The sequence below is a fragment of the Type-C symbiont of Plautia stali genome (assembly GCF_059730935.1).
In genome coordinates this window covers 2,751,494-2,778,120 of the sequence record NZ_AP035923.1, presented here as the reverse complement: position 1 = coordinate 2,778,120, position 26,627 = coordinate 2,751,494, and the positions used below count along the sequence as shown (strand labels likewise).

Below are 26,627 nucleotides of genomic sequence, written 5' to 3'. Positions count from 1 at the left end.
TCGGCGGGAAATAAGGAGGCGGCTGAGGCAATGGTGCAGGGTTTCTGTCACCGCTTTATCATCGGGCGCGACCGCCTCGCATCATCTGGCGTCAGTGATGCCTCATTCACACCGCTTTTCGGGCGAAATTTCCGGCGAATAAAGCGCGACGGCGGAAAAAATGCACCAGCGACTGGCTGAAAAAACACCGTTTTCAGGGCCATTTCCGTAAAGAAATGTCAGGTTAGTTTAGGAATTTACTTAAACCGATAATTTTCTGTGCGCAGGATTATTGCAGAAAGATGATGCTTTTTATAAGAAAAATGAATGACATAGGAAAGTTCATTAACTTTCTGTTACACCAAACAATCTGTTAGACAACAAAATGCGGGCAGAGTTTCTTGCTAAGTTTTGTTATATTTTTAGCGTTGTCAGGAGAGAAGTATATTCACATTTGAGGTGGTTATGAAAAAAATTGCATGTCTTTCAGCACTGGCTTGTGTACTGGCAGTTTCCGCTGGTTCCGCCATGGCACAGAGCACCGTTTCTGCCGGCTACGCGCAGAGCGACTATCAGGGCGTTGCTAACAAAGCTAACGGCTTCAACCTGAAATACCGCTACGAAGACGGTTCTAACCCACTGGGTTGGATCGGTTCTTTCACCTACACCGAAAAAGATCGCACTGAAGATGGCGTGTACAACAAAGGTCAGTACTACGGCATCACCGGTGGTCCGGCTTACCGTCTGAACGACTGGGCGAGCATCTACGGCGTAGTAGGTATCGGCTACGGCAAATACCAGCAGAACCAGACTGCCGGTCAGTCTAAAACCGACAGCAGCGACGTAGGCTTCTCTTACGGCGCAGGTATGCAGTTCAACCCAATCCAGAACGTTGCTCTGGACGTGGGCTACGAGCAGAGCCGCATCCGTAACGTCGACGTGGGCACCTGGATTGCTGGCGTAGGTTACAGCTTCTAAGTTTTTGCTTAGACCAGAGTTGCACAGAAACGGCCCTTTACGGGCCGTTTTTTTATGCCTGCAAACGCTGCCGTGAAGGGCGTTTTTCGCAGGCAAAATAAAACCCGCTGCAGGCAGCGGGTCAGACTGTGAAGCCCTGAGGAAACTCAGCCGCGCCAGATCAGATTCGGGCAGGGCTGCGCGGCGATTTTTTTGCCGGTCAGTTTCTCAAGCAGCATCAGGCGCAGGGCAAAAGGCGAGCGGCTAAACAGACACAACAGCGACTTCAGCTCAAAAGCCGGTTTGCTTTGTACGGTCTGGAAGCATTTGCCGCAGTCAAGGCAGCTTTTCATCGTGCTCATCTTTACCTCCTGGAAAACGGGTAACCCAACAGTAAGCACAGCCCTGCAATAAACAGCAGGAAAAGGAGCAGCAACAGCCAGGGTTCGTTCATCGTTGCCTCCTTTGTAGGCTATTCGCTTACAACATGTACAAAGATAGCACTGGCTATACTCTTTAGCCAACACTATTCAGGAAAAATTTGTGCTTATTTGTGCCTGGTTTACAATGAGCGCAGCCAGCCCGCACCGCAGGTAAAGTGCGGCAGATAATAAAGAGGAAGCTGAATGAGTCGTCGTGCGAAAAGCGCCACCCACATGCCCCAGGGGCCGCTGAAAGATATTGAGGAGCATGTCGAAGGATTTCGCCAGGTACGCGAAGCGCATCGCCGTGAGCTGATTGATGATTACGTTGAGTTAATCTCTGATTTAATTCGTGAATTTGGCGAGGCGCGCCAGGTCGACATGGCGGCACGCCTGGGCGTTTCGCAGCCGACCGTGGCCAAAATGCTGAAGCGTCTCAGTACCACCGGTCTGGTTGAGCAGGTGCCGTATCGCGGCGTGTTCCTCACTCCGGAAGGCGAGAAGCTGGCTGAAGCCAGCCGCGTGCGCCATCATATCGTTGAAACCTTTCTGCTGGCGCTGGGCGTCAGCCCGGAAACCGCCCGCCGGGATTCCGAAGGGCTCGAGCATCACGTCAGTGATGAAACCCTCGCCGTGTTCCAGAAATTTTACGAGAATCGCTAACCTACAAGGCCTTCTGCCATCATGCCCATCGTGCTTCGTTCCTTAATGCGTGACCGCGTTTTGCATTTACTGTTGCTGTTGGGCGTGATTTTGTTGCCGCTGGCGGATTACCGCTGGCCGCAGCTGCCCGCCGCCGTTGACTGGCACACCATCATGACGCTCACCGGTTTGCTGATGCTGACAAAAGGGCTGGAAAACAGCGGCTATTTTGATGTGCTCGGTGCGCGGCTGGCGCAGGGCTTCCAGCACGAACGCACGCTGGCGCTGTTTATGGTGTGTGCGGCGGCGCTGCTCTCGACCTTCCTGACCAATGATGTGGCGCTGTTTATCCTGGTGCCGCTTACGCTGACGCTGCGCAAGTTCTCGCGCCTGCCCATCTCCCGGCTGATCATCTTTGAAGCGCTGGCGGTCAACGCCGGCTCGTTGCTGACGCCGGTCGGCAACCCGCAAAACATCCTGCTGTGGAGCCACGGCACGCTCAGCGTGGCCGGTTTTATCGGTCAGATGGCGCCGCTGGCGGCGATGCTGATGCTGACGCTGGTGGTGCTGACGTGGTTTAGCTTCCCGGCGCGCAGCATTGAGAAGCATGATGCGCCAGGCAATCAGCAGTGGCAGAAACCGCTGTTTATCGTCAGCGTCCTGCTGTATGTGGTGTTTATCGTCGCGCTGGAGCTGAAACTCACCGGCTGGGCGCTGCTGCTGGTGGCGGGCTGTTTTCTGCTGATGGCGCGTCAGGTGCTGGCGACCATCGACTGGAGCCTGCTGCTGGTGTTCGTGGCGATGTTCATTGATGTCTTTTTACTGATGCACCTGCCGATTCTGCAGCCGCATTTTGCCGCCATCGGTCAGCTGGGCGAGGGCGGTATCTATCTGCTGGCGATTGGCCTGTCGCAGGTGATCAGCAACGTGCCGGCCACTATTCTGCTGTTACAAAAAGTCCCGCCTTCCGAAGTGCTGGCCTGGGCGGTGAATATCGGCGGCTTTGGCCTGCTGCCGGGATCGCTGGCCAACCTGATTGCGCTGCGCATGGCACAGGACGCCAAAGTGTGGTGGCGTTTCCATCTGTTTTCCCTGCCGATGCTTGCCTGGTCGATGCTGTGCGGCTGGCTGTTGTTACAGCTGCTGCGCTAACCCTGACCAACCTGTCCGCCTTTGCAAGACGCGCTGATTTATCAGCGCGTTAAGTGATGTGGCAGAAAATGCGTCGGATGTTAGCTTATGTAAAGTTACACTGGCATTTGTCAATTTCCCATCTAAGGTTAAGTTGACCGTTTCGCCCGGGGATCGGGATTACCAGCCAGTGATGACAAATTATGAGTGAAAACCACAATCCGCCATCCGCCGATGAGCAAAAAGACAACAACACGTCAGATTCCAGTCAGGATAACGAGCAATCACCCCGTAAACGCCCCGGCAAAAAGCCGCTGATCATTCTGGCGATTGTGGTGGTGATTATGCTGCTGGTGGGATTCTGGTTCTGGTTTAGCACGCGCAACATTGAAACCACCGACGATGCGTTCACCGAAGGCGATGCCGTGACCATCGCGCCCAAAGCGTCGGGCTACGTGGTGCAGCTGCTGGTAAAAGATAACCAGCGGGTGAAGAAAGGCGATCTGCTGGTGCTGATCGACCCGCGTGATAACGCCGCACAGCGCGATCAGGCCAAAGCACAGCTCGGTCTGGCGCAGGCGCAGCTGCATCAGGCGCAGGCGCAGCTGGCGCTGGCACGGGTGCAATATCCGGCGCAGCGCGATCAGGCGCTGGCCGACCAGGCGCGGGCGCAGGCCAATTTACTCAATGCGCAGGCGGATTACCGTCGTCAGCGCGGTGTTGACCCGCGCGCAACCTCGCAGCGCAACATTGATACCGCCGCTGCGCAGTTACGCTCGGCTGAAGCGCAGCTGCAGAGCGCCAAAGCGCAGGTCGAAGTGGCCTCGCAGGTGCAGTTGCAGATTCGCCAGCAGGAAACCAATGTCGAAGCGCGGCAGCAGCAGGTCGAACAAGCCCGGGCTCAGCTCAACACTGCCGAGCTTAACCTCTCTTACACCGAAGTACGCGCGCCGTATGACGGTTTCGTCACCAAACGCAACGTGCAGCCCGGTACGCTGGTGCAGGCCGGCAGCGCGCTGTTTTCGCTGGTATCGCCGGATATCTGGATCACCGCCAACTTCAAAGAGTCGCAGCTGGCGCGCATGAATCCGGGCGATAAAGTGGAGATTGGCGTTGATGCCTGGCCGGACATGAAGCTGGAAGGGCACGTCGACAGCGTGCAGATGGGCTCCGGCTCGCGCTTCTCTACCTTCCCGGCCGAGAACGCCACCGGTAACTACGTGAAGATTGTGCAACGCGTGCCGGTGAAAATTGTGATTGATAAAGGACTCGACCCGAATCATCCGCTGCCGCTTGGCCTGTCGGTTGAACCGAAGGTGACGGTGGAATGAGTGCGAGCGAAAGCTGGCGTCCGGCCAGCAATCCCTGGCTGGTTGCCATCACGGTAACGCTGGCGGTGTTCATGGAAATTCTGGACACCACCATCGTTAACGTCGCGCTGCCGCACATCGCCGGGTCGCTGTCATCCAGCTACGATGAATCCACCTGGGTACTGACCTCCTATCTGGTTGCCAACGGCATTGTGCTGCCGATCTCGGCCTTTTTCAGCCGCCTGTTTGGGCGCAAGCAGTTCTTCCTGATCTGCATCGTGATGTTTACCATCTGCTCCTTCCTGTGCGGCATTGCCACCGAGCTGTGGCAAATCATTCTTTTCCGCGTATTGCAGGGCTTCTTCGGCGGCGGGCTGCAACCGGTGCAGCAGTCGGTGCTGCTGGATTACTTCAAGCCGGAAGATCGCGGCAAGGCTTTTGGCCTGTCATCGATTGCCATTATTGTTGCGCCAGTAATTGGCCCGACGCTCGGTGGCTGGATCACCGACAACTACAGCTGGCGCTGGGTGTTCTTTATCAATATTCCGGTGGGGATTCTCACGGTGCTGGCGATCTATCAGCTGCTGGAAGATCCGCCGTGGGAGCGCAAGTGGGCGAAGGGCCGGCTGAAAATCGACTATATCGGTATCAGCCTGATTACCCTGGGTCTCGGCTGTTTGCAGGTGTTCCTTGATCGCGGTGAAGATGAAGACTGGTTCGCTTCACACTTCATTCGCCTGTTTGCCATGCTGGCGGCCGTCGGCATCGTCGGTGCGGTTTACTGGCTGCTGTATGCGCGCAAGCCGGTGGTGGATATCACGGTGATGAAGGATCGCAACTTCTGGGTGGCCGGTCTGCTGATGGCGGGCATGGCGATGATTCTTTATGGCAGCTCGGTGGTGTTACCGCAGCTGGCGCAGCAGGATCTCGGTTATACCGCCACCTGGTCCGGGCTGGTGCTGTCGCCCGGCGCGGTCCTGATCGTGCTCACCATCCCGCTGGTGCTGAAGCTGATGCCGATTGTGCAGACGCGCTACATCATCGCCTTTGGCTTTACCTGTCTGGCGCTGGCCTTCTTCTATTCCAGCACCCTGACGCCCAACGTGGATTTCACCACGCTGGTGCTGATGCGCAGCGCGCAGTCGATTGGCCTCGGCTTCCTGTTTGTGCCGCTCACCACCATTGCCTTTATCACCGTGCCGCAGCGCCTGAATGCGGATGCCTCCGCGCTGTTCACCATGTTCCGTAACGTGGCCGGTTCGATCGGCATCTCGCTGGCCACTGCTGGCATCACCGAACGTGAACAGGTGCGATCGGCCCACATGGTGCACAACATGTCGCCGCTCAATGAGCAGTTCAACCTCACGCTGCAGCACTGGGCGCAGGCGATTCGTGACTTTACCAGTGCGGTGGGCGATCCGCTGACGCTGGCCAGCGGTCAGCTCTATCAGGAGATGATTGCCCAGGCGCGTATTCTGGCTTACATCGACGTGTTCATGGGCCTGAGCATTGTCGCCGTGCTATTGATTCCTTTTTGTTGGTTGCTTTCGCCGATCAAGAGCGAAGGCAGTGCAGGAGCGCATTAACATGATCACCTCTTCGCGCGTTACGCCGTCGCTGACGCTGCTGGCGCTGTCCATGCTGCTGGCGGGTTGTGCCGTCGGGCCCGATTATCAGCCGCCGCAGGCGCACACGCCCGGTAGCTACCGTGATTTGCCCTCTCAGGAAGCTTCAAAACCGCTGGCGTCCGCGACCAATCCTTCATGGTGGAAAAGCTTTAACGACCCGCAGCTCGATAGCCTGATTGAGCGCGCCATCGCCGGCAACCTGACGCTGCAACAATCGGTGCTTCGCATCGCCGGTGCGCGCGAACAGCTGGCGCAGGCACGTGGCGGGCTGTTCCCGTCGCTTAACGGCTCGGCCAAAGTGACGCGTCAGCAGCTCGGCCTGAAAGGCATGCTGAAATCCAACGGGGTGTACGATCAGGTGGATGATGACGTGGCGGATCAGCTCAACGGTCTGACCCATTCGGTCACGCTGTATCAGGGCAGCTTTGACGCCAGCTGGGAACTGGATTTATGGGGCAAAGTACGACGCCAGATGGAGATGGCGGACGCGCAGCAGCAGGCGGCGATCGAGCAGCGTAACGATGCGCTGGTGTCGCTGGAAGCCGAGGTCGCGCGCGCGTATCTGCAGCTGCGCGGCGCGCAGGCGGTGCTGGCGACGCTGCAACAGCAGATTAACGTGGCGCAGCAAACCTGGGAGCTGACGCAGAGCCAGCAGCGTAACGGTCTGGCGCCGCTCACCGACGTTGAGAATGCCCGTGCGCAGCTGGCCTCCCTTAACGCGCAGCTGCCGCAGTATCAGGCCCAGGAACGTCAGGCGATGAACGGGCTGGCAGTGCTGCTGGGCAAAACGCCGGGCGCGCTGGATAACGAACTGATGAGCAGCAAAGCGCTGCCGGCGTTGCCGAAGCTGGTGGCGGTGGGCATTCCATCGACGCTGGCGCGTCGTCGTCCGGACATCCGCCAGGCTGAAGCGAATCTGCATGCACAGACCGCCAATATCGGCGTATCGGTCGCGAACCTGTTCCCCAGCCTGTCGCTCACCGGGCAGCTGGGGGTGCGCAACACCGATGCCAGCTACCTTGACGACTGGAGCAGCCACTTCTTCAGCGTCGGCCCGGCGCTGTCGATCCCGATTTTTCAGGGCGGACGTCTGGTTTCCAGTGTGAAACTGGCGCGCGCGCAGCAGGCGAGCGCGGCGCTCGATTATCGCCAGACGGTATTGACGGCGCTGCAGGATGTGGAAAATGCGCTGGTCAGCTACCGCGCCGATCAGCAACAGGTTACCGCGCTGGATGAGACCACTGGCGCACTGCAGCGCGCCTTTGACCTCGCCAGTGACAGTTACAAACAGGGCATCTCCACCTTCCTTGAGGTGCTGGATGCCCAGCGCCAGCTGGCGCAGTCGCAGGCGCAATCCACCCAGGCGCGCATGCAAAGCGCACTGGACCTGGTAGCGCTGTATAAAGCGCTGGGCGGCGGCTGGGAGCCGTATCAGCAGGTGACGCTGCCGGACTATGACGTCTTTGGTCCGGCCACCGCAGTCAATTAATCTGCCATCGCTGACCGCATTCACTGCGTGCGGTCAGCGCCTTCCGTGAAATAAATATTCTCCCTTCTGTTTGTTGTGCAAAATTTGCACTGCATTTTCTGTGTACTGAATCAGGTTGTGTGATCATTATCTCAATTAAAGGCAAAGGTAATGACCCGTGGCGCAAAATTTAAATTTCATATTTATTTATTGTGGTGGGAATAATCTATTTTAAGGCTTCTTATCTCAGGAAAGGAGTTGGTTATGTCCCGCGAAACCTGGATGACGCCCAATCCGGCATCAGGGCCAAACAGCAGCACGCGCACCGAGCCTTTTGTGAAGGTCATTGCGCTGATTGCCACCCTCGGTGGTTTGCTGTTTGGCTACGATACCGGCGTGATCTCTGGCGCACTGTTATTTATGGGCGACGATCTGCATCTCACCCCATTTACCACCGGGCTGGTGACCAGCAGCCTGCTGTTCGGCGCGGCGTTTGGCGCACTGGCTTCCGGTCACTTTGCCGCCGCGGTCGGGCGGAGAAAAATTATTCTGGTACTGGCGATTATTTTTGCACTCGGCGCGCTGGGTACCGCACTGGCACCCGATGTCAGCTGGATGATTTTCTTCCGCCTGGTCCTTGGCGTGGCGGTGGGCGGTGCGTCCGCCACCGTACCGGTGTATATCGCCGAAATGGCACCGGCCAACAAACGGGGTCAGCTGGTGACCATGCAGGAGCTGATGATCGTTTCCGGCCAGATGCTGGCCTATATGTCGAACGCCGGCTTCAACGCAGCCTGGGGGGGCGACACGACCTGGCGCTGGATGCTGGCGGTCGCCACGCTGCCGGCGGTGCTGCTGTGGTTCGGGATGATGTTTATGCCGGACACGCCGCGCTGGTATGCCATGAAAGGCCGTCTCGCTGAGGCGCGCGAGGTGCTGGAACGCACCCGCGCGCGCGAAGACGTTGAGTGGGAGATGATGGAGATCGAAGAGACGCTGTCGGACGAGCAACAGCAGCGTCCGCGTCTGCGGGAACTGCGCCAGCCGTGGCTGATCAAACTGTTCCTGATCGGTATCGGTATTGCCGCCATCCAGCAACTGACCGGCGTGAATACTATCATGTACTACGCGCCGACCATGCTGAAAGCGGTGGGGATGAGCAATGACGCTGCGCTGTTTGCCACCATTGCCAATGGCGCGGTATCGGTATTAATGACCTTTGTGGGGATCTGGCTGCTGGGGCGCATCGGTCGCCGCACCATGACGATGATAGGTCAGTTTGGTTGTACCGCCTGTCTGGTGTTTATTGGCACCGTCAGTTACCTGATGCCGGAAACAGTTAACGGTCAGCCGGATATCTTGCGCAGTTATATGGTGCTGCTGGGTATGCTGATGTTTCTGAGTTTCCAGCAGGGCGCGTTATCGCCGGTCACCTGGCTGCTGCTGTCAGAAATTTTCCCCACACGGTTACGCGGTATTTTTATGGGCGGCGCGGTATTTGCGTTGTGGATCGCCAATTTTCTTATTTCTCTGCTGTTCCCGGTTCTGCTGGCGTCGGTTGGCTTATCCGGCGCGTTCTTTATTTTCGCGCTGATTGGCATAGGCGGCGCGATTTTTGTTATTCGCTGGGTACCGGAAACACGCCATCGTTCGCTGGAGCAGATTGAACATTATTTGCACGACCGGCTGTCTGATGCGCCGGCGCCCCAGCTATTGCGACCGGCAGTGAAGAAAAGCGGATAACCACAGACATACGATTTTTGCATGATGGCCGGTTAACAACCGGCCTTTTTTTATTTATTTAATGGCAAAATGAGATATTGCTCGCATCTGTGACGCCAATGCCATCCGCGTTAAAAAGGATTTTACTTACACTATTAATGTTTTTTTACCTTTATGCTGACTACTGCCTCAGCGCACAATAAGCGCTAAACGCTTGTTTCCTACGCGTGAATAAGCAATGAAATCGATTCCAGTTCCAGCCGGTGGTACTGAACCGCTGATGTTAATTCACCGTTAATTCACGCCGCACATTGGGTTTAAACGCGCCTGCCAGGAATATGCTAATCCATTCGGATTAATCCGGTCTGCAAAATTAATTTATTTTTTTATTTGAATTGGGTAATCTTGCCACTACAGTTTATTTAACCCCCTTAAGCAAGGACATTGTGATGAGTGACGCATTTAAAGTTCTGAACAACATTCGCACATTACGTGCACAGGCTCGTGAACTGCCACTGAGCGATCTGGAAGAAATTCTGGAAAAATTAACCGTCGTGGTGACTGAGCGCCGCGACGAAGTTGAAGCGGAAGAAGCGCAGAATCGCGAAAAAGAAGAGAAGCTGTCTAAATACCGTGAAATGCTGCTGGCAGACGGTATCGACCCGAACGAATTACTGGGTGCACTGGAAACCGGTAAAAAACGCGCCAAGCGTGCGCCGCGTCCGGCGAAATATTCTTACACCGACGAAAACGGTGAAGAGAAATCATGGACCGGTCAGGGCCGTACCCCAGCTGCGATTAAAAAAGCGCTGGATGCAGGTAAAAGCCTCGACAGCTTCCTGATCAAATAATCTGCACAATCCTTGTAAGCGGGAGCCGGAGGCGTCAGCGTCTCCGGCTTTTTTATTGGCCTCGCTCCGGGCACGGGCGGCGGTTCACTTCCCGCGCCGTGGATAACCTGTCCGGCACGGTCGCAATTATTTTACCTCTGGCAACAAGGTGTTCTCCGCCTTGCCTCTGCGTATCCGGGTGCAGAGGTAGCTCATCCAGGCCGCTTCTGGCATAATGCCCGCTGTTTTTTCCTCCACTGCGTAACAAAGGTCAATGCCGTGTTAGTTTCCAGCAATATCACTATGCAGTTCGGCAGTAAGCCACTGTTTGAGAATATCTCCGTTAAATTTGGCGGCGGTAATCGTTACGGTTTAATCGGTGCGAACGGCAGCGGTAAATCGACCTTCATGAAAATACTGGGCGGCGACCTGGTTCCGACTAACGGAAATGTTTCCCTCGACCCTAATGAGCGCATCGGTAAGCTTCGCCAGGATCAGTTTGCTTTCGAGCAATATAGCGTGCTGGATACCGTGATTATGGGGCACCAGGAATTGTGGGCGGTGAAGCAGGAGCGCGATCGCATATATGCATTGCCGGAAATGAGCGAAGAGGAAGGCTATAAAGTCGCCGACCTTGAGGTCGCCTACGGTGAAATGGACGGTTACAGTGCCGAATCACGCGCCGGAGAATTATTACTCGGCGTGGGCATTCCGGTGGAGCAGCATTACGGTCCGATGAGTGAAATTGCCCCAGGCTGGAAATTGCGTGTGCTGCTGGCGCAGGCATTATTTGCTAACCCGGATATTTTGTTACTCGACGAACCGACCAACAACCTGGATATTGACACCATTCGCTGGCTGGAGCAGGTGCTTAACGAACGTGACAGTACCATGATCATCATTTCGCATGACCGTCACTTCCTGAATATGGTGTGTACGCACATGGCGGATCTGGATTACGGTGAGCTGCGCGTTTATCCCGGCAATTATGACGAATATATGACGGCGGCGACCCAGGCGCGCGAGCGTTTATTAGCGGATAACGCCAAGAAGAAAGCACAAATTGCCGATCTGCAATCCTTCGTTAGCCGCTTTAGCGCCAACGCCTCAAAATCGCGTCAGGCCACCTCGCGCGCGAAGCAGATTGATAAAATCAAACTGGATGAGGTAAAAGCCTCCAGCCGTCAGAACCCTTATATTCGTTTCGAGCAGGATAAAAAGCTGTTCCGTAATGCGCTGGAAGTGGAAGCGCTGACCAAAGGATTTGATAACGGCCCGCTGTTTAAAAATCTTAACCTGCTGCTGGAAGTGGGTGAGAAACTGGCCATCCTCGGCGCCAACGGTATTGGTAAATCCACGCTGCTGAAAACACTGGTTGGCGAACTGCAGCCGGATAGCGGCACGGTGAAATGGTCGGAGAATGCGCGCATTGGTTACTACGCGCAGGATCACGCCGAAGATTTTGCTGACGACCTGAGCGTGTTCGACTGGATGAGCCAGTGGAAGCAGGAAGGCGACGACGAGCAGGCGGTGCGCAGTATTCTTGGTCGTCTGCTGTTCAGCCACGACGACATCAAGAAGCCAGCAAAAGTGCTGTCCGGTGGTGAGAAGGGCCGCATGCTGTTTGGCAAGCTGATGATGCAGAAGCCAAACATCCTGGTGATGGACGAACCGACCAACCACCTGGATATGGAGTCGATCGAGTCACTGAACATGGCGCTGGAGATGTACGAAGGCACGCTGATTTTCGTCTCGCACGACCGTGAGTTCGTCAGCTCGCTGGCGACGCGCGTCATCGAGATGAAAGGCGATCGCATCGTTGACTTCACCGGCAACTACGAAGATTACCTGCGCAGCCAGGGCATCGTCTAACGGCGTAGCCGTTTAGCAGCCGCCCTCATCAGCGGCGCAACTTATCGCCTGATAAATTGCGCCGCTCAGCAATACCTGACGCTTATGTCACGCCCTGACGTTATTCCTCACGCTGGCCACACACTTCACACTGCGCATCCTGCGCCACTTTCAGGCTGCGAAACTCGGCGCTCATCGCATCGTACATCAGCAGTCGCGCGCTGGCCGGCTGGCCAAAGGCGCTCAGCACCTTCAGCGTTTCCATCGCCTGCATCGCACCTACCACGCCGACAAGCGGAGCCATTACGCCGGCTTCGACACAGCTCAGCGTCTGCTCGCCGAACAGGCGGCTGATGCAGCGATAGCAGGGCTCGCCGGGCTGCCAGGTAAATACGCTGAGCTGGCCTTCCATACGAATGGCGGCGCCGGAGATCAGCGGCACCCGATGCTGAAAACATCCGCGGTTCACCTGTTCGCGCGTGGTGACATTGTCGCTGCAGTCCAGCACCGCATCGTGACGCGCGATCAGTTCGCCGAGCGCGGCTTCATCCAGCTGCGCATCGATCGGCTCCAGCGTGCAGTGTGGATTGAGCGCCGCCAGCTGTTGACGGGCCGAGGCGACTTTTGCCATGCCGATGCGCTCATCGCTATGCAGAATCTGGCGCTGCAGATTACTCAGGCTGACGCGATCGAAATCCAGCAGCGTCAGATGACCGACGCCGGCGGCGGCAAGATAGGGCGCGGCGGCACAGCCCAGTCCGCCCAGGCCAACGATAAGCACCCGTGAGGCTTTTAGCCGTTCCTGGCCGTCGAAATCGAAGCCGCGCAGCACAATCTGCCGGTTGTAGCGCAGCATCTCTTCATCGCTCAGCTCTGTGTGCATTAGCCCTCCAGCAGGCTGTTGAAGGCCTCGACATCAACCCATTCGCCCGGCTCAACGTCACCGCGATCGCGCTCCAGCACAATAAAGCAGTCGGCCAGCGCAAAGGAACTGAACACATGCGAGCCCTGCGCACCGGTGCTGCGCACTTCCAGTACGCCATCATCGCCGCGACTGAGGATGCCGCGCTGAAAATCGAGCCGGCCCGGCGCTTTCTTCAGACGCTGCGTTGCGCGCGCGCGCTGGCGCAGCGGCATGATGCGCGTGGTCTGGCCGGTCAGCGTGGCCAGCAGCGGCTGCACCAGCTGATAGAAGGTTACGGCCGCCGACACCGGATTGCCCGGCAACCCGCAGAACCAGCTGTTGGCCAGACGGCCAAAGGCAAACGGCTTGCCGGGCTTGATTGCCAGCTTCCAGAAGGTAATCGCGCCCAGCTCTTCGAGCATCGCTTTGGTGAAATCCGCCTCGCCCACTGACACGCCGCCGGTGCTGATCACCACATCGGCCTGGCGATCGGCTTCGCTGAAGGCCTGGCGCAGCTTCGCGGGATCATCAGCGATCACGCCAAGGTCGATCACCTCGCAGCCAAGTTTGCGCAGCATCAGCGCCACGGTGAAGCGGTTGGTGTCATAAATCTGGCCCTCAGCCAGCGGCTGGCCCACCGCCTGCAGTTCGTCACCGGTGGAGAAAATGGCCACGCGCAGCTTACGCAGCACGCTGACCTCCGCAATACCCAGCGACGCCAGCAGCGGCAGCTCTGCCGCACCGAGCCGCACGCCGGCATCCAGTACCTGCTTACCGGCCTGAATATCCTCCCCGATGCGGCGAATATTTTGCCCGGCACGCACTGGCGCGGTGATAACAATGCCGCCGTCACGCGGTTCGGTTTGCTCCTGCATCACCACGGCGTCGCAGCCGGCCGGGACTGGTGCGCCGGTCATGATGCGAATCACGCTGCCGGCTGGCCACTCGCCATTAAACGGGGCGCCGGCAAACGCTTTGCCCGCTACCGGCAGCACGCGGTCAGCGGACAGGTCGCTCAGGCGCAGCGCGTAGCCGTCCATCGCGGAGTTATCGAACGGCGGCACGTCCAGCGGCGAAATCACCGGCTTCGCGGTAATGCGCCCGGCGGCATCGGCCAGCGCGACACTCAGGCAATCGCTAATCGGTTGCAACTGCTGCAGCATTTTCTGCTGCGCGTCTTCAAGGGAAATCAGTCCGGCGGTAAAAGGTTCCATGTCCATCTCTGTCGGGTTAAAGGCGAATGCTGCCTATTATGGTGGCTGTTGTCGGCTGAGTCACATGCGAGATCAAAGGGAATGGAAATTAGTGCGCGGTGACGAATCCGCCGGCGAACATGCTTTGTTCAGACTGAAAGTGAGTATCATGTTAACAACCGTGCTGACGTTATGATGTGAGTGCGGCAGATACTTTCTTATGCACCAGTGACAGAAACGCGCCCGCAGTGGTATCCCAGTTGGCCGGAACAAACTCTCTTTTATAGCGGTCACGGAAATCAGATTCGACATCATCGCACTCTGCCAGAAACAGCTCGATGTCTGCCAGCATGGCGTGCAGGTTTCCTTTATGCGCTTCTCTGATATACGCCTCGATTTTGGGCTCGATCTCATCACCCGGTTCAAACAGGTCATAATCCTGCCCAAACCAGATGCCAATAAAATTATCCAGTTCACTGATACTGATACGGTCCATCATAACTCCGGGAAAGCGGTAATGATAAAGTAAGGTTTGCCGTTGTAGGGCTTAAAATCCAGTATGACGCGAACGGCGTAGCAGGTCTCAACCTCTTCACGCCCTTTACTCACGACTATACAAACCGGATGTGAAAAACGCCGACTCAGGCGCATACGGGCTTGCAAGCCTGGAGGGATATTTTTCACCCACATCTGAATTTGATGCTTATTATCTGCCAGCACCTTACTGATCAGTGCTTCCGCCTCGCTCAGAGACTTAAAGCTACTGGCTTCATCGAGACGAGGCCGGTTACGAAGCCTCTCCCGCAGCTCATCCGGCGTTTTGCCGATATGTCGCTCAATCGTGTGCCCACCGGGTGCTCGCCCTGAGAGCGACTCATGCTCGGCGATTTTGACCCGCCCGGCACGCACCGCGATGACGCGCTCTGCTCCGGCTGCAAAGGCAAATGCCATCGGAATGGCGATATCTACCGTCAGGCCGACATTCATGGCGGTCTGACGGTCAGCGCCGAGCGATTCTGCGAGTGCCACGGCCGAATTAAACGTGTCGGTAGCGACCTGTCTGCCAGTCCATACCTGGCGCAGGCTGGCCTGAAGCGTGTCGAGACTGTGAGTGCCGACAAAGACGCAGCCAGCTTTGGTCAGCATGGTGGGCTCAGGCACGACGCACAGTGCGCCAGCACCAAAAAGCTCAATCACTCCGCCAGCGAGCCCGAGCCCTCCGAAAATGCGGTTGCTGGTCGTTTCACCCTCGCTGACGCTGCGATCTGAAAGGACGGCTGCCAGCTGCACCGGGGAGAGTGCAATCCTTAGCCCTTTTTCATCTTCCACTGAATATTCCTTTTCATGAATGGGCCTTTAACTTACCCGATTTTTAACCGGCACTGAAGCCACACAAAAAGTAAGGGCGAAGAGGTTGTTCACTGCCTTGCCGGTGCCAGACGTAAGCGCGCCAGCCATAATATTAAAGCTGGTGCGTTCTCTCCCTTAATTCACAAAAAAGCATAATCCACATTAAAAGGTTATGACCGCTGATACACTTTCTGCTTTACAAGCAGGGAGGGGCTTTCTATAGTCGAAAATTGCCAAAAAAAGATGAAAACCATTCTAAATCAGTGTTTTTGGCTCTGATTCCTTGACAGGGTAACGGTTATGGCTAAAGCAGTTATCGCAATTCACGGCGGCGCCGGCGCGATTACGCGTGCGGCAATGAGCGCCGAAAAAGAGCAGCACTATCGTCAGCAACTGGCCGCGATTGTCAGCGCCGGCCAGCAGATTCTGGCCAGCGGCGGTAGCGCGCTGGATGCCGTGACCGAAGCGGTGCGGCTGCTGGAAGAGTGCCCGCTGTTCAATGCCGGCAGAGGGGCCGTGTTCACCCATCAGGGCACCCATGAACTGGATGCCAGCCTGATGGATGGCCGTACGCTGGATATCGGCGCCGTCGCTGGCGTCAGCCGTATCCGCAATCCGATTCTTGCCGCGCGTAAAGTGCTGGAAGCCAGTCCGCACGTGCTCTTTATTGGCAGCGGGGCGGAAGCCTTTGCCGCGCAACAGGGGCTGACGCCGGTCGAGCCTGATTTCTTCTCGACGCCAGAACGCTGGGAGCAGCTGCAGCGCGCGCTGGGCAGCGAACAAATGCTGCTGGATCATGATGGCGCGGCGCAGGAGAGCGATCCGCTGGACCCGGATCGCAAATTTGGCACCGTGGGCGCGGTGGCGCTCGATTTGCAGGGTAATCTGGCGGCCGCCACCTCGACCGGCGGCATGACCAACAAGCAGGCGGGCCGCGTCGGCGATTCACCGCTGGCGGGCGCCGGCTGCTATGCCAACAACGCCACCGTGGCAGTCTCCTGTACCGGTACCGGCGAAGTGTTTATTCGTACGCTGGCGGCTTACGATGTCTCAGCGCAGATGGAATATGGCGGTCGTTCGCTGCAACAGGCCACCGCCAGCGTGATTCATGACAAAGTGCAGGAGCTGGAGGGTAGCGGCGGGCTGATAGCCGTTGATGCCCACGGCAACGTGGCGCTGCCGTTTAACAGCGAAGGCATGTACCGCGGATTCGCTTATGTGGGCGGCGAGGTTGAGGTAGCGATTTACCGCGACAGCTAAGGAGCAGGCATGACGGATCTACAGCAGCAGTTTGCGCCGCAGCAGGTGCTGGCGGTACGCGATCTCTGTGTGCGCTTTGAGCATGAAGGGCGCGTGACGGACGCCGTGCGGCAGCTTTCGCTCGATCTGCACCGCGGAGAAACGCTGGCGCTGGTGGGCGAATCGGGCTCGGGCAAATCGGTGACGTCGCTGGCGCTGATGCGTCTGATTGCACAGGCCGGCGGCGCGGTCAGCGGTGAAATCCTGCTGCGACGGCGCAACGGCGAGGTGCTGGATGTGATGCGGGCGTCCGCCAGCCAGATGCGCCGGGTGCGCGGTGCGGACATGGCGATGATCTTTCAGGAGCCGATGACGTCGCTCAACCCGGTATTCACCGTCGGTGAACAGATCGCCGAATCTATTCGTTTGCATCAGGGGAAAAGTAACCAGCAGGCGCAGGCCGAAGCGCGACGCATGCTGGACCTGGTGCGCATTCCGGAAGCGCACAATGTGCTGTCGCGCTATCCGCATCAGCTCTCTGGCGGTATGCGCCAGCGCGTGATGATCGCCATGGCGCTGTCGTGCAAGCCGGCGCTGCTGATTGCCGATGAGCCGACCACCGCGCTGGACGTCACCATCCAGGCGCAGATTCTGCAGCTGATTCGCGTGCTGCAAAAAGAGATGCAGATGGGCGTCATCTTTATCACGCACGATATGGGCGTGGTGGCGGAGATGGCCGATCGCGTGCAGGTGATGTATCGCGGCGATGTGGTTGAGCGCGCGCCGGTGCAGCAGTTGTTCGATGCGCCGCAGCAGCCGTATACCCGCGCGCTGCTGGCGGCCGTGCCAAAGCTCGGGGCGATGAGTGGCCAGCCGCTGCCGGCGAAGTTTCCGCTGCTGCATACCAACGGCCGCGAAGAAGCCAGCACGCCGCAGGATACCGTGCGTCACGATCGTCCGCCGATTTTACAGGTGCGCGATCTGGTTACGCGCTTTGATATTCGCGGCGGGCTGCTCAATCGGGTTAAGCGTCGCGTCCACGCGGTGGAAAAAGTCAGTTTCGATCTTTATGCAGGCGAAACCCTCGCGCTGGTGGGCGAGTCCGGCTGCGGCAAATCCACCACCGGACGCTCGCTGCTGCGGCTGGTCGCCAGCCAGGGCGGCAGCATCACCTTTGACGGCCAGCGCATTGATGCACTGCAGGGCAGGGCGCTGGCCACGCTGCGCCGCGATATTCAGTTTATCTTTCAGGATCCGTATGCGTCGCTCGATCCGCGCCTTACCGTCGGCTTTTCAATTATGGAGCCGCTGCTGGTGCATCGCAGCATGGGGCGCGCGCAGGCAGAGAAACGCGTCGCCTGGCTGCTGGAACGCGTTGGTCTGCTACCCGAACACGCGCAGCGCTACCCGCACGAATTTTCTGGCGGTCAGCGCCAGCGTATCTGCATCGCACGCGCGCTGGCGCTCAATCCTAAAGTGGTGATCGCCGACGAATCCGTCTCCGCGCTGGATGTGTCGATTCAGGCGCAGATCATCAATCTGATGCTGGATTTACAGCGTGAATTTGGCATCGCCTTCCTGTTTATTTCGCACGACATGGCGGTGGTGGAGCGCATCAGCCATCGCGTGGCGGTGATGTATCTCGGACAGATTGTGGAGATGGGACCGCGTCAGGCGGTGTTCGAACAGCCGCGCCATCCTTATACCAGAAAACTGATGGCCGCGGTGCCGGTGGCTGATCCGGCGCATCGGCACCGCGAGCGGGCGCTGATGGTGGATGAGATCCCCAGCCCGATTCGCCCGCTGGGTGATGAGCCGGAAGTGGCACCGTTACTGGAAGTGGCACCGGGCCATTTTGTCGCCCGCCATGCCATTAGCGGCGCCTGAGCAGCAACCAACCGCGCCCTCCGCGCAGGGCGCGCAAGACAGGGACTACAGGAGAACGATAACGATGCACCATATCATGCGAAAAGGGGTTATCACTGCCGGGTTGTTGAGTTCGGCGCTGGCGCTGCCCGCCTGGGCGGCCAAAGATGCGGTGATTGCCGTGGCGTCGACCTTCACCACGCTGGATCCGTACGACGCCAACGACACGCTGTCGCAGGCGGTGGCCAAGTCTTTCTATCAGGGCCTGTTCGGCTTCGATAAAGACATGAAGCTGGTCAACGTGCTGGCGGACAGCTACCAGGCCAGCAGCGATGGTTTGACTTACACCATCAAGCTGCGTCCGGGTGTGAAATTCCAGGATGGCACGGATTTCAATGCCGAAGCGGTGAAGGTCAACCTCGACCGCGCCAGCAATCCGGAAAATCATCTCAAGCGCTATAACCTGTTTAAATATGTCGCCACCACCGAAGTAGTCGATCCGTCCACGGTGAAAATTACCCTGAAGCAGCCGTTCTCAGCGTTTATCAACAATCTGGCACACCCGGCTGCGGTGATGATCTCGCCAACCGCGCTGAAAAAATATGGCAAGGACATCGGTTTCCATCCGGTAGGCACCGGACCTTATACCTTTGACACCTGGAACCAGACCGATTTTGTCAAAGTGAAAAAGTGGTCGGGCTACTGGAAACCGGGCTATCCAAAACTCGACAGCATTACCTGGCGTCCGGTGGTGGATAACAACACCCGCGCGGCGATGCTGCAAACCGGCGAGGCCAGCTTTGCCTTCCCGGTGCCGTTAGAGCAGGCCAAACTGTTGCAGGGCAATAGCAAGCTGGATGTGGTGACCACACCATCGATCATGCAGCGTTACATCAGCCTCAACGTGACGCAAAAGCCGTTCGATAACCCGAAAGTGCGTGAAGCGCTGGAGTACGCCATCAATCGCCAGGCGCTGGCGAAAGTGGCCTTTGCCGGTTACGCCACGCCAGCCACCGGCATCGTGCCGCCGCGCATTGATTTTGCCCAGAGCTATCCGGCCATCAAATACGATCCGGCCAAAGCGCGCGAGTTGCTGAAGGAAGCGGGCTACCCGAATGGTTTTGAAACCACGCTGTGGTCATCGCATAACCACAGCACCGCGCAGAAAGTGCTGCAGTTCACCCAGCAGCAGCTGGCGCAGGTAGGCGTGAAGGTAAAAGTCACGGCGATGGATGCCGGCCAGCGCGCGGCGGAAGTAGAGAGTAAAGGGCAGAAAGAGAGCGGGGTGCGCATGTTCTACACCGGCTGGTCAGCCTCCACCGGCGAAGCCGACTGGGCGCTGACGCCGCTGTTCGCCACCAGCTCGTGGCCACCGGCGATCTTCAACACCGCGTTCTACAGCAACCCGCAGGTGGATAAAGACCTGGCGGATGCGCTGAAGACCACCGATCGCGACCAGAAAGCCAGACTGTATAAAGACGCGCAGGACCGCATCTGGAACGATCACCCGTGGATTCCGCTGGTGGTGGAGCAGCTGCTGTCTGCGAACAATAAAAACCTGACCGGTTTTTACGTCATGCCCGATACCTCATTCAATTTTGATGAGGCGGATCTGAAGTAACAGACGCGGCCAGCCTTACGGGGCTGGCCGATGCTGCGCGGGATTTCGCATGCTCAACTATTTTCTTAAACGCCTGCTCGGGCTGATTCCCACGCTGCTGATTGTCGCAGTGCTGGTGTTCCTGTTCGTGCATCTGCTGCCGGGAGACCCGGCGCGCCTGATTGCCGGACCGGAAGCGGATGCCTCAGTGGTGGCGCTGGTGCGTCAGGAGCTGGGACTCGATCAGCCGCTGATTCAGCAGTTCTGGCACTTTATCCTCAATGCTTTGCAGGGTGATTTTGGTCAGTCGATGGTGTCAAAGCGGCCGGTCTCTGCCGAAATTGCCGCGCGCTTTTTTCCTACTCTGTGGCTGACGCTGAGCAGCATGGTGTGGGCGGTGGTGTTTGGCATGGCGATCGGCATCGTTTCGGCGGTATGGCGCAATCGCTGGCCGGACCGCATCGGCATGACGCTGGCGGTTTCCGGCATCTCCTTTCCGGCGTTTGCGCTGGGTATGCTGCTGATGCAGGTCTTTTCGGTCGAGCTCGGCTGGTTGCCAACGGTGGGCGCCGACAGCTGGCAGCACTACATTCTGCCGTCGATTACGCTCGGTGCCGCCGTGGCCGCGGTGATGGCGCGCTTTACCCGCGCTTCGTTCGTTGAGGTGATGCAGGAAGATTATATGCGCACCGCGCGGGCCAAAGGGGTGCGCGAATCGCTGGTGGTGGTCAAACACGGGCTGCGCAATGCCATGATTCCGGTGGTCACCATGATGGGGCTGCAGTTCGGCTTTCTGCTCGGTGGCTCGATTGTGGTGGAAGTGGTGTTTAACTGGCCCGGACTGGGCCGTCTGCTGGTGGATTCGGTGGAGATGCGCGATTACCCGGTGATTCAGGCCGAGGTGCTGCTGTTCTCGCTGGAGTTCATTCTGATTAACCTGATCGTCGATATGCTTTACGCGGCGATCAACCCGGCTATTCGCTACAGGTAAGGAGTCGCAATTGAAGAACTGGCGACGCGAGGCGGCACTGAAATCCCTGCCGCTGATGACGGAAAACCGGGTTCGCACGCCGTGGCGTGAATTCTGGCGGCGCTTTCGCCGTCAGCATGTGGCGCTGCTGGCGGGCGCATTTGTGCTGCTGCTGATTGTGGTGGCGTTTATCGCCCCGTGGATCGCCCCGTTTGATGCCGAAAACTATTTTGACTACGACCGGCTCAACGAAGGTCCGTCGTGGATGCATCTGTTTGGCGTCGATTCCCTTGGGCGCGATATCTTTAGCCGGGTGCTGGTCGGGACGCGCATTTCGCTGATCGCCGGCTTCTTCTCGGTGGCGATTGGCACGGTGATCGGCACCGTGCTGGGGCTGCTGGCGGGCTATTACGAAGGCTGGTGGGATCGCATCACCATGCGCATCTGCGATGTGTTGTTTGCGTTTCCCGGCATCCTGCTGGCGATCGCGGTGGTGGCGATCATGGGCAGCGGCATGAGCAACGTGATTGTGGCAGTGGCGATTTTCAGTATTCCGGCATTTGCCCGTCTGGTGCGTGGCAATACGCTGGTGCTGAAACATCAGACCTATATCGAGTCGGCGCGCAGTATTGGTGCCTCCGACTGGACTATTATCATGCGTCACATTTTGCCCGGTACGGTGTCGTCGATTGTGGTCTATTTCACCATGCGTATCGGTACTTCGATCATCACCGCCGCCAGCCTGTCCTTTCTCGGCCTGGGCGCACAGCCGCCGACGCCGGAGTGGGGCGCGATGCTCAACGAAGCGCGCGCCGATATGGTGATTGCACCGCACGTGGCGATCTTCCCCAGCCTGGCGATTTTTCTCACCGTGCTGGCGTTCAACCTGCTGGGCGACGGTCTGCGCGACGCGCTGGACCCGAAACTGAAGAGCTGAGGGTGAACACCGCATTGCAGTTGTAGCGGTGCGATTCATCGCGCAATAAATTGCGCCGCTACGATAAGTGCAATGCCTGGCGCATGACCCTTATTCAGGTCATTGATTTTATTAACACTTCAGCGCATCAAAACGTTTCCCAGTTATCGTTACCGTGGCTCACCGCCGCGGGCAGGGCGCGGGTCGGGGCGGGCAGCACCGGTTTCACCACCCGCTCGGTTACCGCAGCGGTCGGGCGTGCGCCAGTGTTGAACCGTGCCACCGCTGATGACAGCCGGCTGGCCTGCTGCTCCAGCGATGCCGAGGCGCTGGCCGATTCCTGCACCAGCGTGGCGTTCTGCTGCGTCACGCGATCCATCTCATTCACCGCCTGGCCAATCTGGTCGATACCGCGGCTCTGCTCATCGGAGGCCGAGGCAATCTCGCCCATGATATCGGTGACGCGCGTCACCGCGCTGACAATCTCCTGCATGGTATCGCCAGCGCTGCTGACCTGCTGCGAACCGAGGTCCACGCGCTGCACGGAGTTTTCAATCAGCAGTTTGATCTCTTTCGCCGCCTGCGCGCTGCGCTGGGCCAGGTTGCGCACTTCGCCCGCTACCACCGCAAAGCCGCGCCCCTGCTCACCGGCACGCGCCGCTTCTACCGCGGCGTTAAGCGCCAGAATGTTGGTCTGGAAAGCGATACCGTCGATGACGCTGGTAATGTCGGCGATTTTCTTCGAGCTGTCCGCAATGTCGCGCATGGTTTTCACCACGCCTTCCACCACGTTACCGCCTTTATCGGCGGTATCCGACGCGGTTTTCGCCAGCTGCGTAGCCTGACGCGCGTTGTCAGCATTCTGCTTCACGGTCGCGGTCAGTTGTTCCATACTGGCGGCGGTCTCTTCCAGTGAGGCAGCCTGCTGTTCGGTCCGCGCCGAGAGATCGTTATTACCGTTGGCGATGGCGCTGGCGCTGCCAAAAATGGCATCCGCGCTGTCGCGCACGTTATTAATGGTACCAAGCAGCGCCTGCTGCATATGATTCAGGCTGGCGGCAATGGCCGCCATTTCACTGCGGCCTGCCACCTGCAGGCTGGCTGACAAATCGCCTTCGGCAAATCGCTCGATCTGCTGCTGCACCTGCTGCATCGGTGCCAGCAGCACGCGGCGTACCAGCGTCCATACCGCCGCCACCATCAGCACCACCACCAGCGCGATGACGGCAATCATGATTAGCACCTGCTTATAGTTGCTGTCATTTTGCAGGCTGCGCTGATTGATCAGCTGCATGTTTTCATCGCGCCACTGCTGATAAGCCTGTTCCAGTTCATCCTGCGCCTGCTGCGCATCGAGATTGCCGTAGGCCGCGTAGTTATTGGCTTTCAGAAACACGGTGGACTGCTGCAGCAGCGCGGCAAACGCTTTGAATTTATTGTCAATCAGATCGGCGGTCGACGCACTCTGGCCGTCGATGCGCGGATAGCTTCTATACTGATTGAAGTGCTGCTGCGCCGCTTCCAGCGAGGCACCGGCTGCCAGCAGCAGCTTGTTGATCGCCGCCAGCGACTGCTCGTCGGTCTGATTTTTCAGAATACGGATCGCCACGCGGTTGATGGTGACGCGGGTTTTCACCAGCGTTTGCCAGCCGTCGCCCAGCTCGCGCTGCTGATGAGACAACTGATTGCTGGCGGTGAAATTATGTTGTCCCGCGCGCAGCGAGGAGAAAAAGAGCGAGCCGGATATGGCCTGCATGGCTGTGAATACCACCAGAATAACCACAATGGCGGTCACAATTTTCATCTTGTTGAACATGTGAGCATCTCTTAGCAAATGAGCCGGTAGTTATGTTATCGGTGGAAAAAAGCATCACTAAAGTGCAGCAGCGAAATAATTCACCGCAGTAATGGTTACGGACAGGAGGCCTGGGGATGAAACCCTTCAATTACCAGCAGGATTTTAAACAGCTCGACTTCCGTCAGCATCCGGAGCTGTATCAGGTCGGGCGCGGCGAGCAGGGGGTGCTGATGGTGGAACCTTATAAAAGCGAAATTCTGCCGCACTGGCGCTTTCGCACCGTCGAGCTGGCGCAGCAGTCATCAGAAAAAATCATGCAGCTGTTCGAGGCGTATCGCGCGCAGGATGATTTTGTCGGTATGGATATGGCGCGCAAATTTATTCAGATGGGCTACACCCGCGCGCGCCGCTACAGCAATCATCAGGGCGGACGGAAATACGATGCCGACGGCAAAGAGCTGCCGCGTACGGTAGAGAAAGAAAAGGCCGCTGCGGCGGCCGTATTCAAAGCATGCTGGGACCGGCTGCGCGCCGATAACGATTATCTGGCGCGCAAAAAAGCGCACCAGCAAAAGTACGGTTAAACGCGCGTGCCCCACAGGTCGTATTCGTCGGCGTGTTCGACTTTGACCCGCACCACCTCGCCGACCTTCACCTGGCGATCGCCATTCAGGTACACCGCACCGTCGATTTCCGGGGCGTCGGCCATGCTGCGGCCGACCGCGCCTTCTTCGTCCACTTCATCGATGATCACCAGAATCTCGCGACCGATTTTCTCCTGCAGACGCTCTGCGGAGATCTGCTGCTGCAGCTGCATGAAGCGATCAAAACGCGCCTGCTTGACGTCGTCCGGTACCTGATCCGGCAGCTGGTTAGCCGTGGCGCCTTCAACCGGGCTGTACTGGAAGCAGCCAACGCGATCGAGGCGCGCTTCACGCAGGAAGTCGAGCAGCATCTGGAAATCTTCTTCGGTTTCGCCCGGGAAACCCACAATGAAGGTGGAACGCAGCGTCAGCTCCGGACAGATTTCACGCCAGCGTTTGATGCGCTCCAGCGTGCGCTCAACCGCGCCCGGACGCTTCATCAGCTTCAGGATGCGCGGACTGGCGTGCTGCAGTGGAATATCGAGGTAAGGCAGGATTTTGCCTTCGGCCATCAGCGGGATCACGTCATCCACGTGCGGATACGGATAAACGTAGTGCAGACGCACCCAGACGCCGAGTTTCGCCAGCTGCTCACACAGGCTGACCATGCTGGTTTTCACCGGCGAACCGTTCCAGAAACCGGTGCGGTGTTTAACATCGACGCCGTACGCGGAGGTGTCCTGCGAGATCACCAGCAGCTCTTTTACGCCGGCTTCCACCAGACGTTTAGCTTCATCAAGTACCGCGCCAATCGGACGGCTGTCCAGATCGCCACGCATTGACGGGATGATGCAGAAAGTGCAGCGATGGTTACAGCCTTCGGAAATTTTCAGGTAAGCGTAGTGGCGCGGCGTCAGTTTCACGCCTTGTTCCGGCACCAGGCTGAGGAACGGGTTGTGCTCGGGTTTTGGCACGTAAGTGTGCACGTGCGACAGCACCTGCTCGTAGCTGTGCGGGCCGGTGATCTCCAGCACTTTCGGATGCACTTCGCGAATCTGATCCACTTTGGCGCCGAGGCAGCCGGTGACGATCACTTTGCCGTTTTCGTTCAGCGCTTCACCAATCGCTTCCAGTGATTCCTGTACGGCACTGTCAATAAATCCACAGGTGTTAACGATGACGATCTCCGCATCATCGTAGCGTGGCACCACGTCGTAGCCTTCTGTCCGCAGCTCCGTCAGGATGCGTTCAGAGTCAACGAGGTTTTTTGGGCAGCCGAGAGAGACGAAGCCTACACGCGGCGGATTTTTGACATGGCTCATAAGGATAAAAATTCATCATAATTAAGGTGGACAGGAGCGCGATTGTACAGAGGTTGACGGGGAAAATGTATAGGTTGCGTGAGAATCTGATTGGCGGCAAAAATTGATGTTAACGCTATGCTTGCTGAGGGTAACCCACGCTCAATAGTCACTGGGTGGCGGACATCCGGGTTGTGCAAGCGGGTCGATTTTGCTTAAATATCGGGTTGGTAATTGTAAGTTATTATCGACATTACAGAATTTTAAAGCGCGCCAGCGGTGAGTTTTTCTCTGCCGGGGCTGAAGTGGATAATGTGAGAGCAGACAAATGCAAGAGATCGTCAAAGGTTTTCTGAATTTTCAACAGAATGTGTTTCCTGAAAGGAAGGATCTTTTCAAGAGTCTGGCGTCCAACCAGAATCCTAAAGCTTTATTCATCTCCTGTTCGGATAGCCGTCTGGTGCCAGAGCTGGTGACACAGTCGGAGCCGGGCCAGCTGTTTGTGATCCGTAACGCCGGTAATATCGTCCCGCCGTTTGGTCCGGAGCCGGGTGGCGTGTCAGCAACCATCGAGTATGCGGTGGTCGCGCTGGGCGTAACCGAAATTATCATTTGTGGTCACTCCAACTGCGGTGCGATGAACGCGATTGCGTCCAACGCCGATCTCGAGAGCATGCCGGCGGTTGACCACTGGCTGCACTACGCCAATGCAGCAAAAGCGGTGGTGGAAGAGCGCAACTACGAATCGGTTGAGAAACGCCTCAACGAAATGGTGAAAGAGAACGTGATTGCCCAGCTCAACAATATCAAAACGCATCCTTCCGTTTCGGTCGCGCTGCGTAAAGGCAAGCTGCGCCTGCACGGCTGGGTTTATGATATTGAAAGCGGCGGCATTATTGCCCTGACCAAAGGCGGTGAATCCTTCATTTCACTGTCAGAAAACCCGGAAACCTGCTTCGAATAATC

Annotated in this window: 23 protein-coding genes; 16 read left to right on the top strand and 7 right to left on the bottom strand. The window is 57.6% G+C overall.

Annotated features, from left to right (window positions below; all coding sequences use genetic code 11):
* Nucleotides 1-444 precede the first annotated feature (444 nt).
* The gene (gene ompX, locus AC6I7J_RS13095) at nucleotides 445-957 is read left to right on the top strand and encodes an outer membrane protein OmpX (RefSeq protein WP_031279869.1); all 513 of its coding nucleotides are present in this window, start codon (nucleotides 445-447) and stop codon (nucleotides 955-957) included.
* 146 nt (nucleotides 958-1,103) lie between these two features.
* Here the strand turns inward: ompX and AC6I7J_RS13090 are convergent, their stop codons facing one another.
* Nucleotides 1,104-1,298, bottom strand: coding sequence for a hypothetical protein (locus tag AC6I7J_RS13090; protein WP_021508417.1), 195 nt, complete (start codon nucleotides 1,296-1,298; stop codon nucleotides 1,104-1,106).
* A 264-nt stretch (nucleotides 1,299-1,562) separates the two neighbouring features.
* Between AC6I7J_RS13090 and mntR the strand changes: the two genes are divergently transcribed.
* The 8 genes from mntR (at nucleotide 1,563) to AC6I7J_RS13050 (ending at nucleotide 11,961) form a co-directional block, all read left to right on the top strand.
* A complete protein-coding gene (gene mntR, locus AC6I7J_RS13085) occupies nucleotides 1,563-2,021 on the top strand; it encodes a manganese-binding transcriptional regulator MntR (protein ID WP_021508415.1) in 459 nt (152 codons plus the stop codon).
* 21 nt (nucleotides 2,022-2,042) lie between these two features.
* Nucleotides 2,043-3,152 (top strand): SLC13 family permease, encoded by a 1,110-nt coding sequence (locus tag AC6I7J_RS13080; protein WP_058769512.1) that lies wholly within the window; start codon nucleotides 2,043-2,045, stop codon nucleotides 3,150-3,152.
* A gap of 182 nt (nucleotides 3,153-3,334) precedes the next feature.
* Nucleotides 3,335-4,462 (top strand): HlyD family secretion protein, encoded by a 1,128-nt coding sequence (locus AC6I7J_RS13075; protein WP_021508413.1) that lies wholly within the window; start codon nucleotides 3,335-3,337, stop codon nucleotides 4,460-4,462.
* A complete protein-coding gene (locus tag AC6I7J_RS13070; protein ID WP_058757803.1) occupies nucleotides 4,459-6,027 on the top strand; it encodes a DHA2 family efflux MFS transporter permease subunit in 1,569 nt (522 codons plus the stop codon). Before AC6I7J_RS13075 ends, AC6I7J_RS13070 begins: the two co-directional genes overlap by 4 nt.
* A gap of 1 nt (nucleotide 6,028) precedes the next feature.
* Nucleotides 6,029-7,558 (top strand): efflux transporter outer membrane subunit, encoded by a 1,530-nt coding sequence (locus tag AC6I7J_RS13065; RefSeq protein ID WP_021508411.1) that lies wholly within the window; start codon nucleotides 6,029-6,031, stop codon nucleotides 7,556-7,558.
* Nucleotides 7,559-7,801: 243 nt separating this feature from the next.
* Nucleotides 7,802-9,280 carry a sugar porter family MFS transporter gene (locus tag AC6I7J_RS13060; protein ID WP_481657734.1) on the top strand — a complete coding sequence of 493 codons (1,479 nt, stop codon included), beginning with the start codon at nucleotides 7,802-7,804 and terminating at the stop codon, nucleotides 9,278-9,280.
* A gap of 428 nt (nucleotides 9,281-9,708) precedes the next feature.
* Nucleotides 9,709-10,110: an H-NS family histone-like protein gene (locus AC6I7J_RS13055; RefSeq protein ID WP_021508409.1), complete on the top strand. Its 402-nt coding sequence runs from the start codon at nucleotides 9,709-9,711 to the stop codon at nucleotides 10,108-10,110.
* Between the two features lie 258 nt (nucleotides 10,111-10,368).
* Complete coding sequence (locus AC6I7J_RS13050; RefSeq protein WP_031279866.1) at nucleotides 10,369-11,961, top strand: ABC-F family ATPase; 1,593 nt, start codon at nucleotides 10,369-10,371, stop codon at nucleotides 11,959-11,961.
* 100 nt (nucleotides 11,962-12,061) lie between these two features.
* On the opposite strand, the gene moeB is transcribed toward AC6I7J_RS13050, so the two are convergent.
* The 4 genes from moeB to AC6I7J_RS13030 all read right to left on the bottom strand — a co-directional run bounded on the left by moeB (nucleotide 12,062) and on the right by AC6I7J_RS13030 (nucleotide 15,366).
* On the bottom strand, nucleotides 12,062-12,823 hold the full coding sequence (moeB, locus tag AC6I7J_RS13045) for a molybdopterin-synthase adenylyltransferase MoeB (RefSeq protein WP_159378328.1): 762 nt from the start codon (nucleotides 12,821-12,823) through the stop codon (nucleotides 12,062-12,064).
* The gene (gene moeA, locus AC6I7J_RS13040; protein ID WP_275044606.1) at nucleotides 12,823-14,058 is read right to left on the bottom strand and encodes a molybdopterin molybdotransferase MoeA; all 1,236 of its coding nucleotides are present in this window, start codon (nucleotides 14,056-14,058) and stop codon (nucleotides 12,823-12,825) included. The genes moeB and moeA overlap by 1 nt, the downstream gene beginning before the upstream one ends.
* Nucleotides 14,059-14,227: 169 nt before the next feature.
* Nucleotides 14,228-14,533, bottom strand: a complete 306-nt coding sequence (locus AC6I7J_RS13035; protein WP_021508405.1) for a contact-dependent growth inhibition system immunity protein — start codon at nucleotides 14,531-14,533, stop codon at nucleotides 14,228-14,230.
* On the bottom strand, nucleotides 14,533-15,366 hold the full coding sequence (locus tag AC6I7J_RS13030; protein WP_498005883.1) for an RNase A-like domain-containing protein: 834 nt from the start codon (nucleotides 15,364-15,366) through the stop codon (nucleotides 14,533-14,535). The genes AC6I7J_RS13035 and AC6I7J_RS13030 overlap by 1 nt, the downstream gene beginning before the upstream one ends.
* Before the next feature lie 321 nt (nucleotides 15,367-15,687).
* On the opposite strand from AC6I7J_RS13030, the gene AC6I7J_RS13025 reads away from it, so the two are divergent.
* The 5 genes from AC6I7J_RS13025 to gsiD all read left to right on the top strand — a co-directional run bounded on the left by AC6I7J_RS13025 (nucleotide 15,688) and on the right by gsiD (nucleotide 21,999).
* A complete protein-coding gene (locus AC6I7J_RS13025) occupies nucleotides 15,688-16,647 on the top strand; it encodes an isoaspartyl peptidase/L-asparaginase family protein (protein ID WP_021508403.1) in 960 nt (319 codons plus the stop codon).
* A 9-nt stretch (nucleotides 16,648-16,656) separates the two neighbouring features.
* Nucleotides 16,657-18,513 (top strand): glutathione ABC transporter ATP-binding protein GsiA, encoded by a 1,857-nt coding sequence (gene gsiA, locus AC6I7J_RS13020; protein ID WP_215480153.1) that lies wholly within the window; start codon nucleotides 16,657-16,659, stop codon nucleotides 18,511-18,513.
* A gap of 64 nt (nucleotides 18,514-18,577) precedes the next feature.
* Nucleotides 18,578-20,113 carry a glutathione ABC transporter substrate-binding protein GsiB gene (gsiB, locus tag AC6I7J_RS13015; RefSeq protein WP_021508401.1) on the top strand — a complete coding sequence of 512 codons (1,536 nt, stop codon included), beginning with the start codon at nucleotides 18,578-18,580 and terminating at the stop codon, nucleotides 20,111-20,113.
* A 49-nt stretch (nucleotides 20,114-20,162) separates the two neighbouring features.
* A complete protein-coding gene (gsiC, locus tag AC6I7J_RS13010; RefSeq protein ID WP_021508400.1) occupies nucleotides 20,163-21,083 on the top strand; it encodes a glutathione ABC transporter permease GsiC in 921 nt (306 codons plus the stop codon).
* A 10-nt stretch (nucleotides 21,084-21,093) separates the two neighbouring features.
* The gene (gsiD, locus tag AC6I7J_RS13005) at nucleotides 21,094-21,999 is read left to right on the top strand and encodes a glutathione ABC transporter permease GsiD (protein ID WP_058757796.1); all 906 of its coding nucleotides are present in this window, start codon (nucleotides 21,094-21,096) and stop codon (nucleotides 21,997-21,999) included.
* Between the two features lie 127 nt (nucleotides 22,000-22,126).
* On the opposite strand, the gene AC6I7J_RS13000 is transcribed toward gsiD, so the two are convergent.
* Entirely contained in the window at nucleotides 22,127-23,794 is a 1,668-nt protein-coding gene (locus AC6I7J_RS13000) for a methyl-accepting chemotaxis protein (protein ID WP_498005880.1), read from the bottom strand.
* Nucleotides 23,795-23,910: 116 nt separating this feature from the next.
* On the opposite strand from AC6I7J_RS13000, the gene AC6I7J_RS12995 reads away from it, so the two are divergent.
* Nucleotides 23,911-24,360, top strand: a complete 450-nt coding sequence (locus AC6I7J_RS12995; protein WP_058775349.1) for a DUF4385 domain-containing protein — start codon at nucleotides 23,911-23,913, stop codon at nucleotides 24,358-24,360.
* Here AC6I7J_RS12995 and rimO read toward each other — a convergent pair.
* Nucleotides 24,357-25,682 carry a 30S ribosomal protein S12 methylthiotransferase RimO gene (gene rimO / locus AC6I7J_RS12990; RefSeq protein ID WP_021508396.1) on the bottom strand — a complete coding sequence of 442 codons (1,326 nt, stop codon included), beginning with the start codon at nucleotides 25,680-25,682 and terminating at the stop codon, nucleotides 24,357-24,359. The two genes, AC6I7J_RS12995 and rimO, sit on opposite strands and share 4 nt — an antisense overlap.
* 307 nt (nucleotides 25,683-25,989) lie before the next feature.
* Here rimO and AC6I7J_RS12985 point away from each other — a divergent pair, with 307 nt between their 5' ends.
* Entirely contained in the window at nucleotides 25,990-26,625 is a 636-nt protein-coding gene (locus AC6I7J_RS12985) for a carbonic anhydrase (protein ID WP_021508393.1), read from the top strand.
* Nucleotides 26,626-26,627 lie beyond the last annotated feature (2 nt).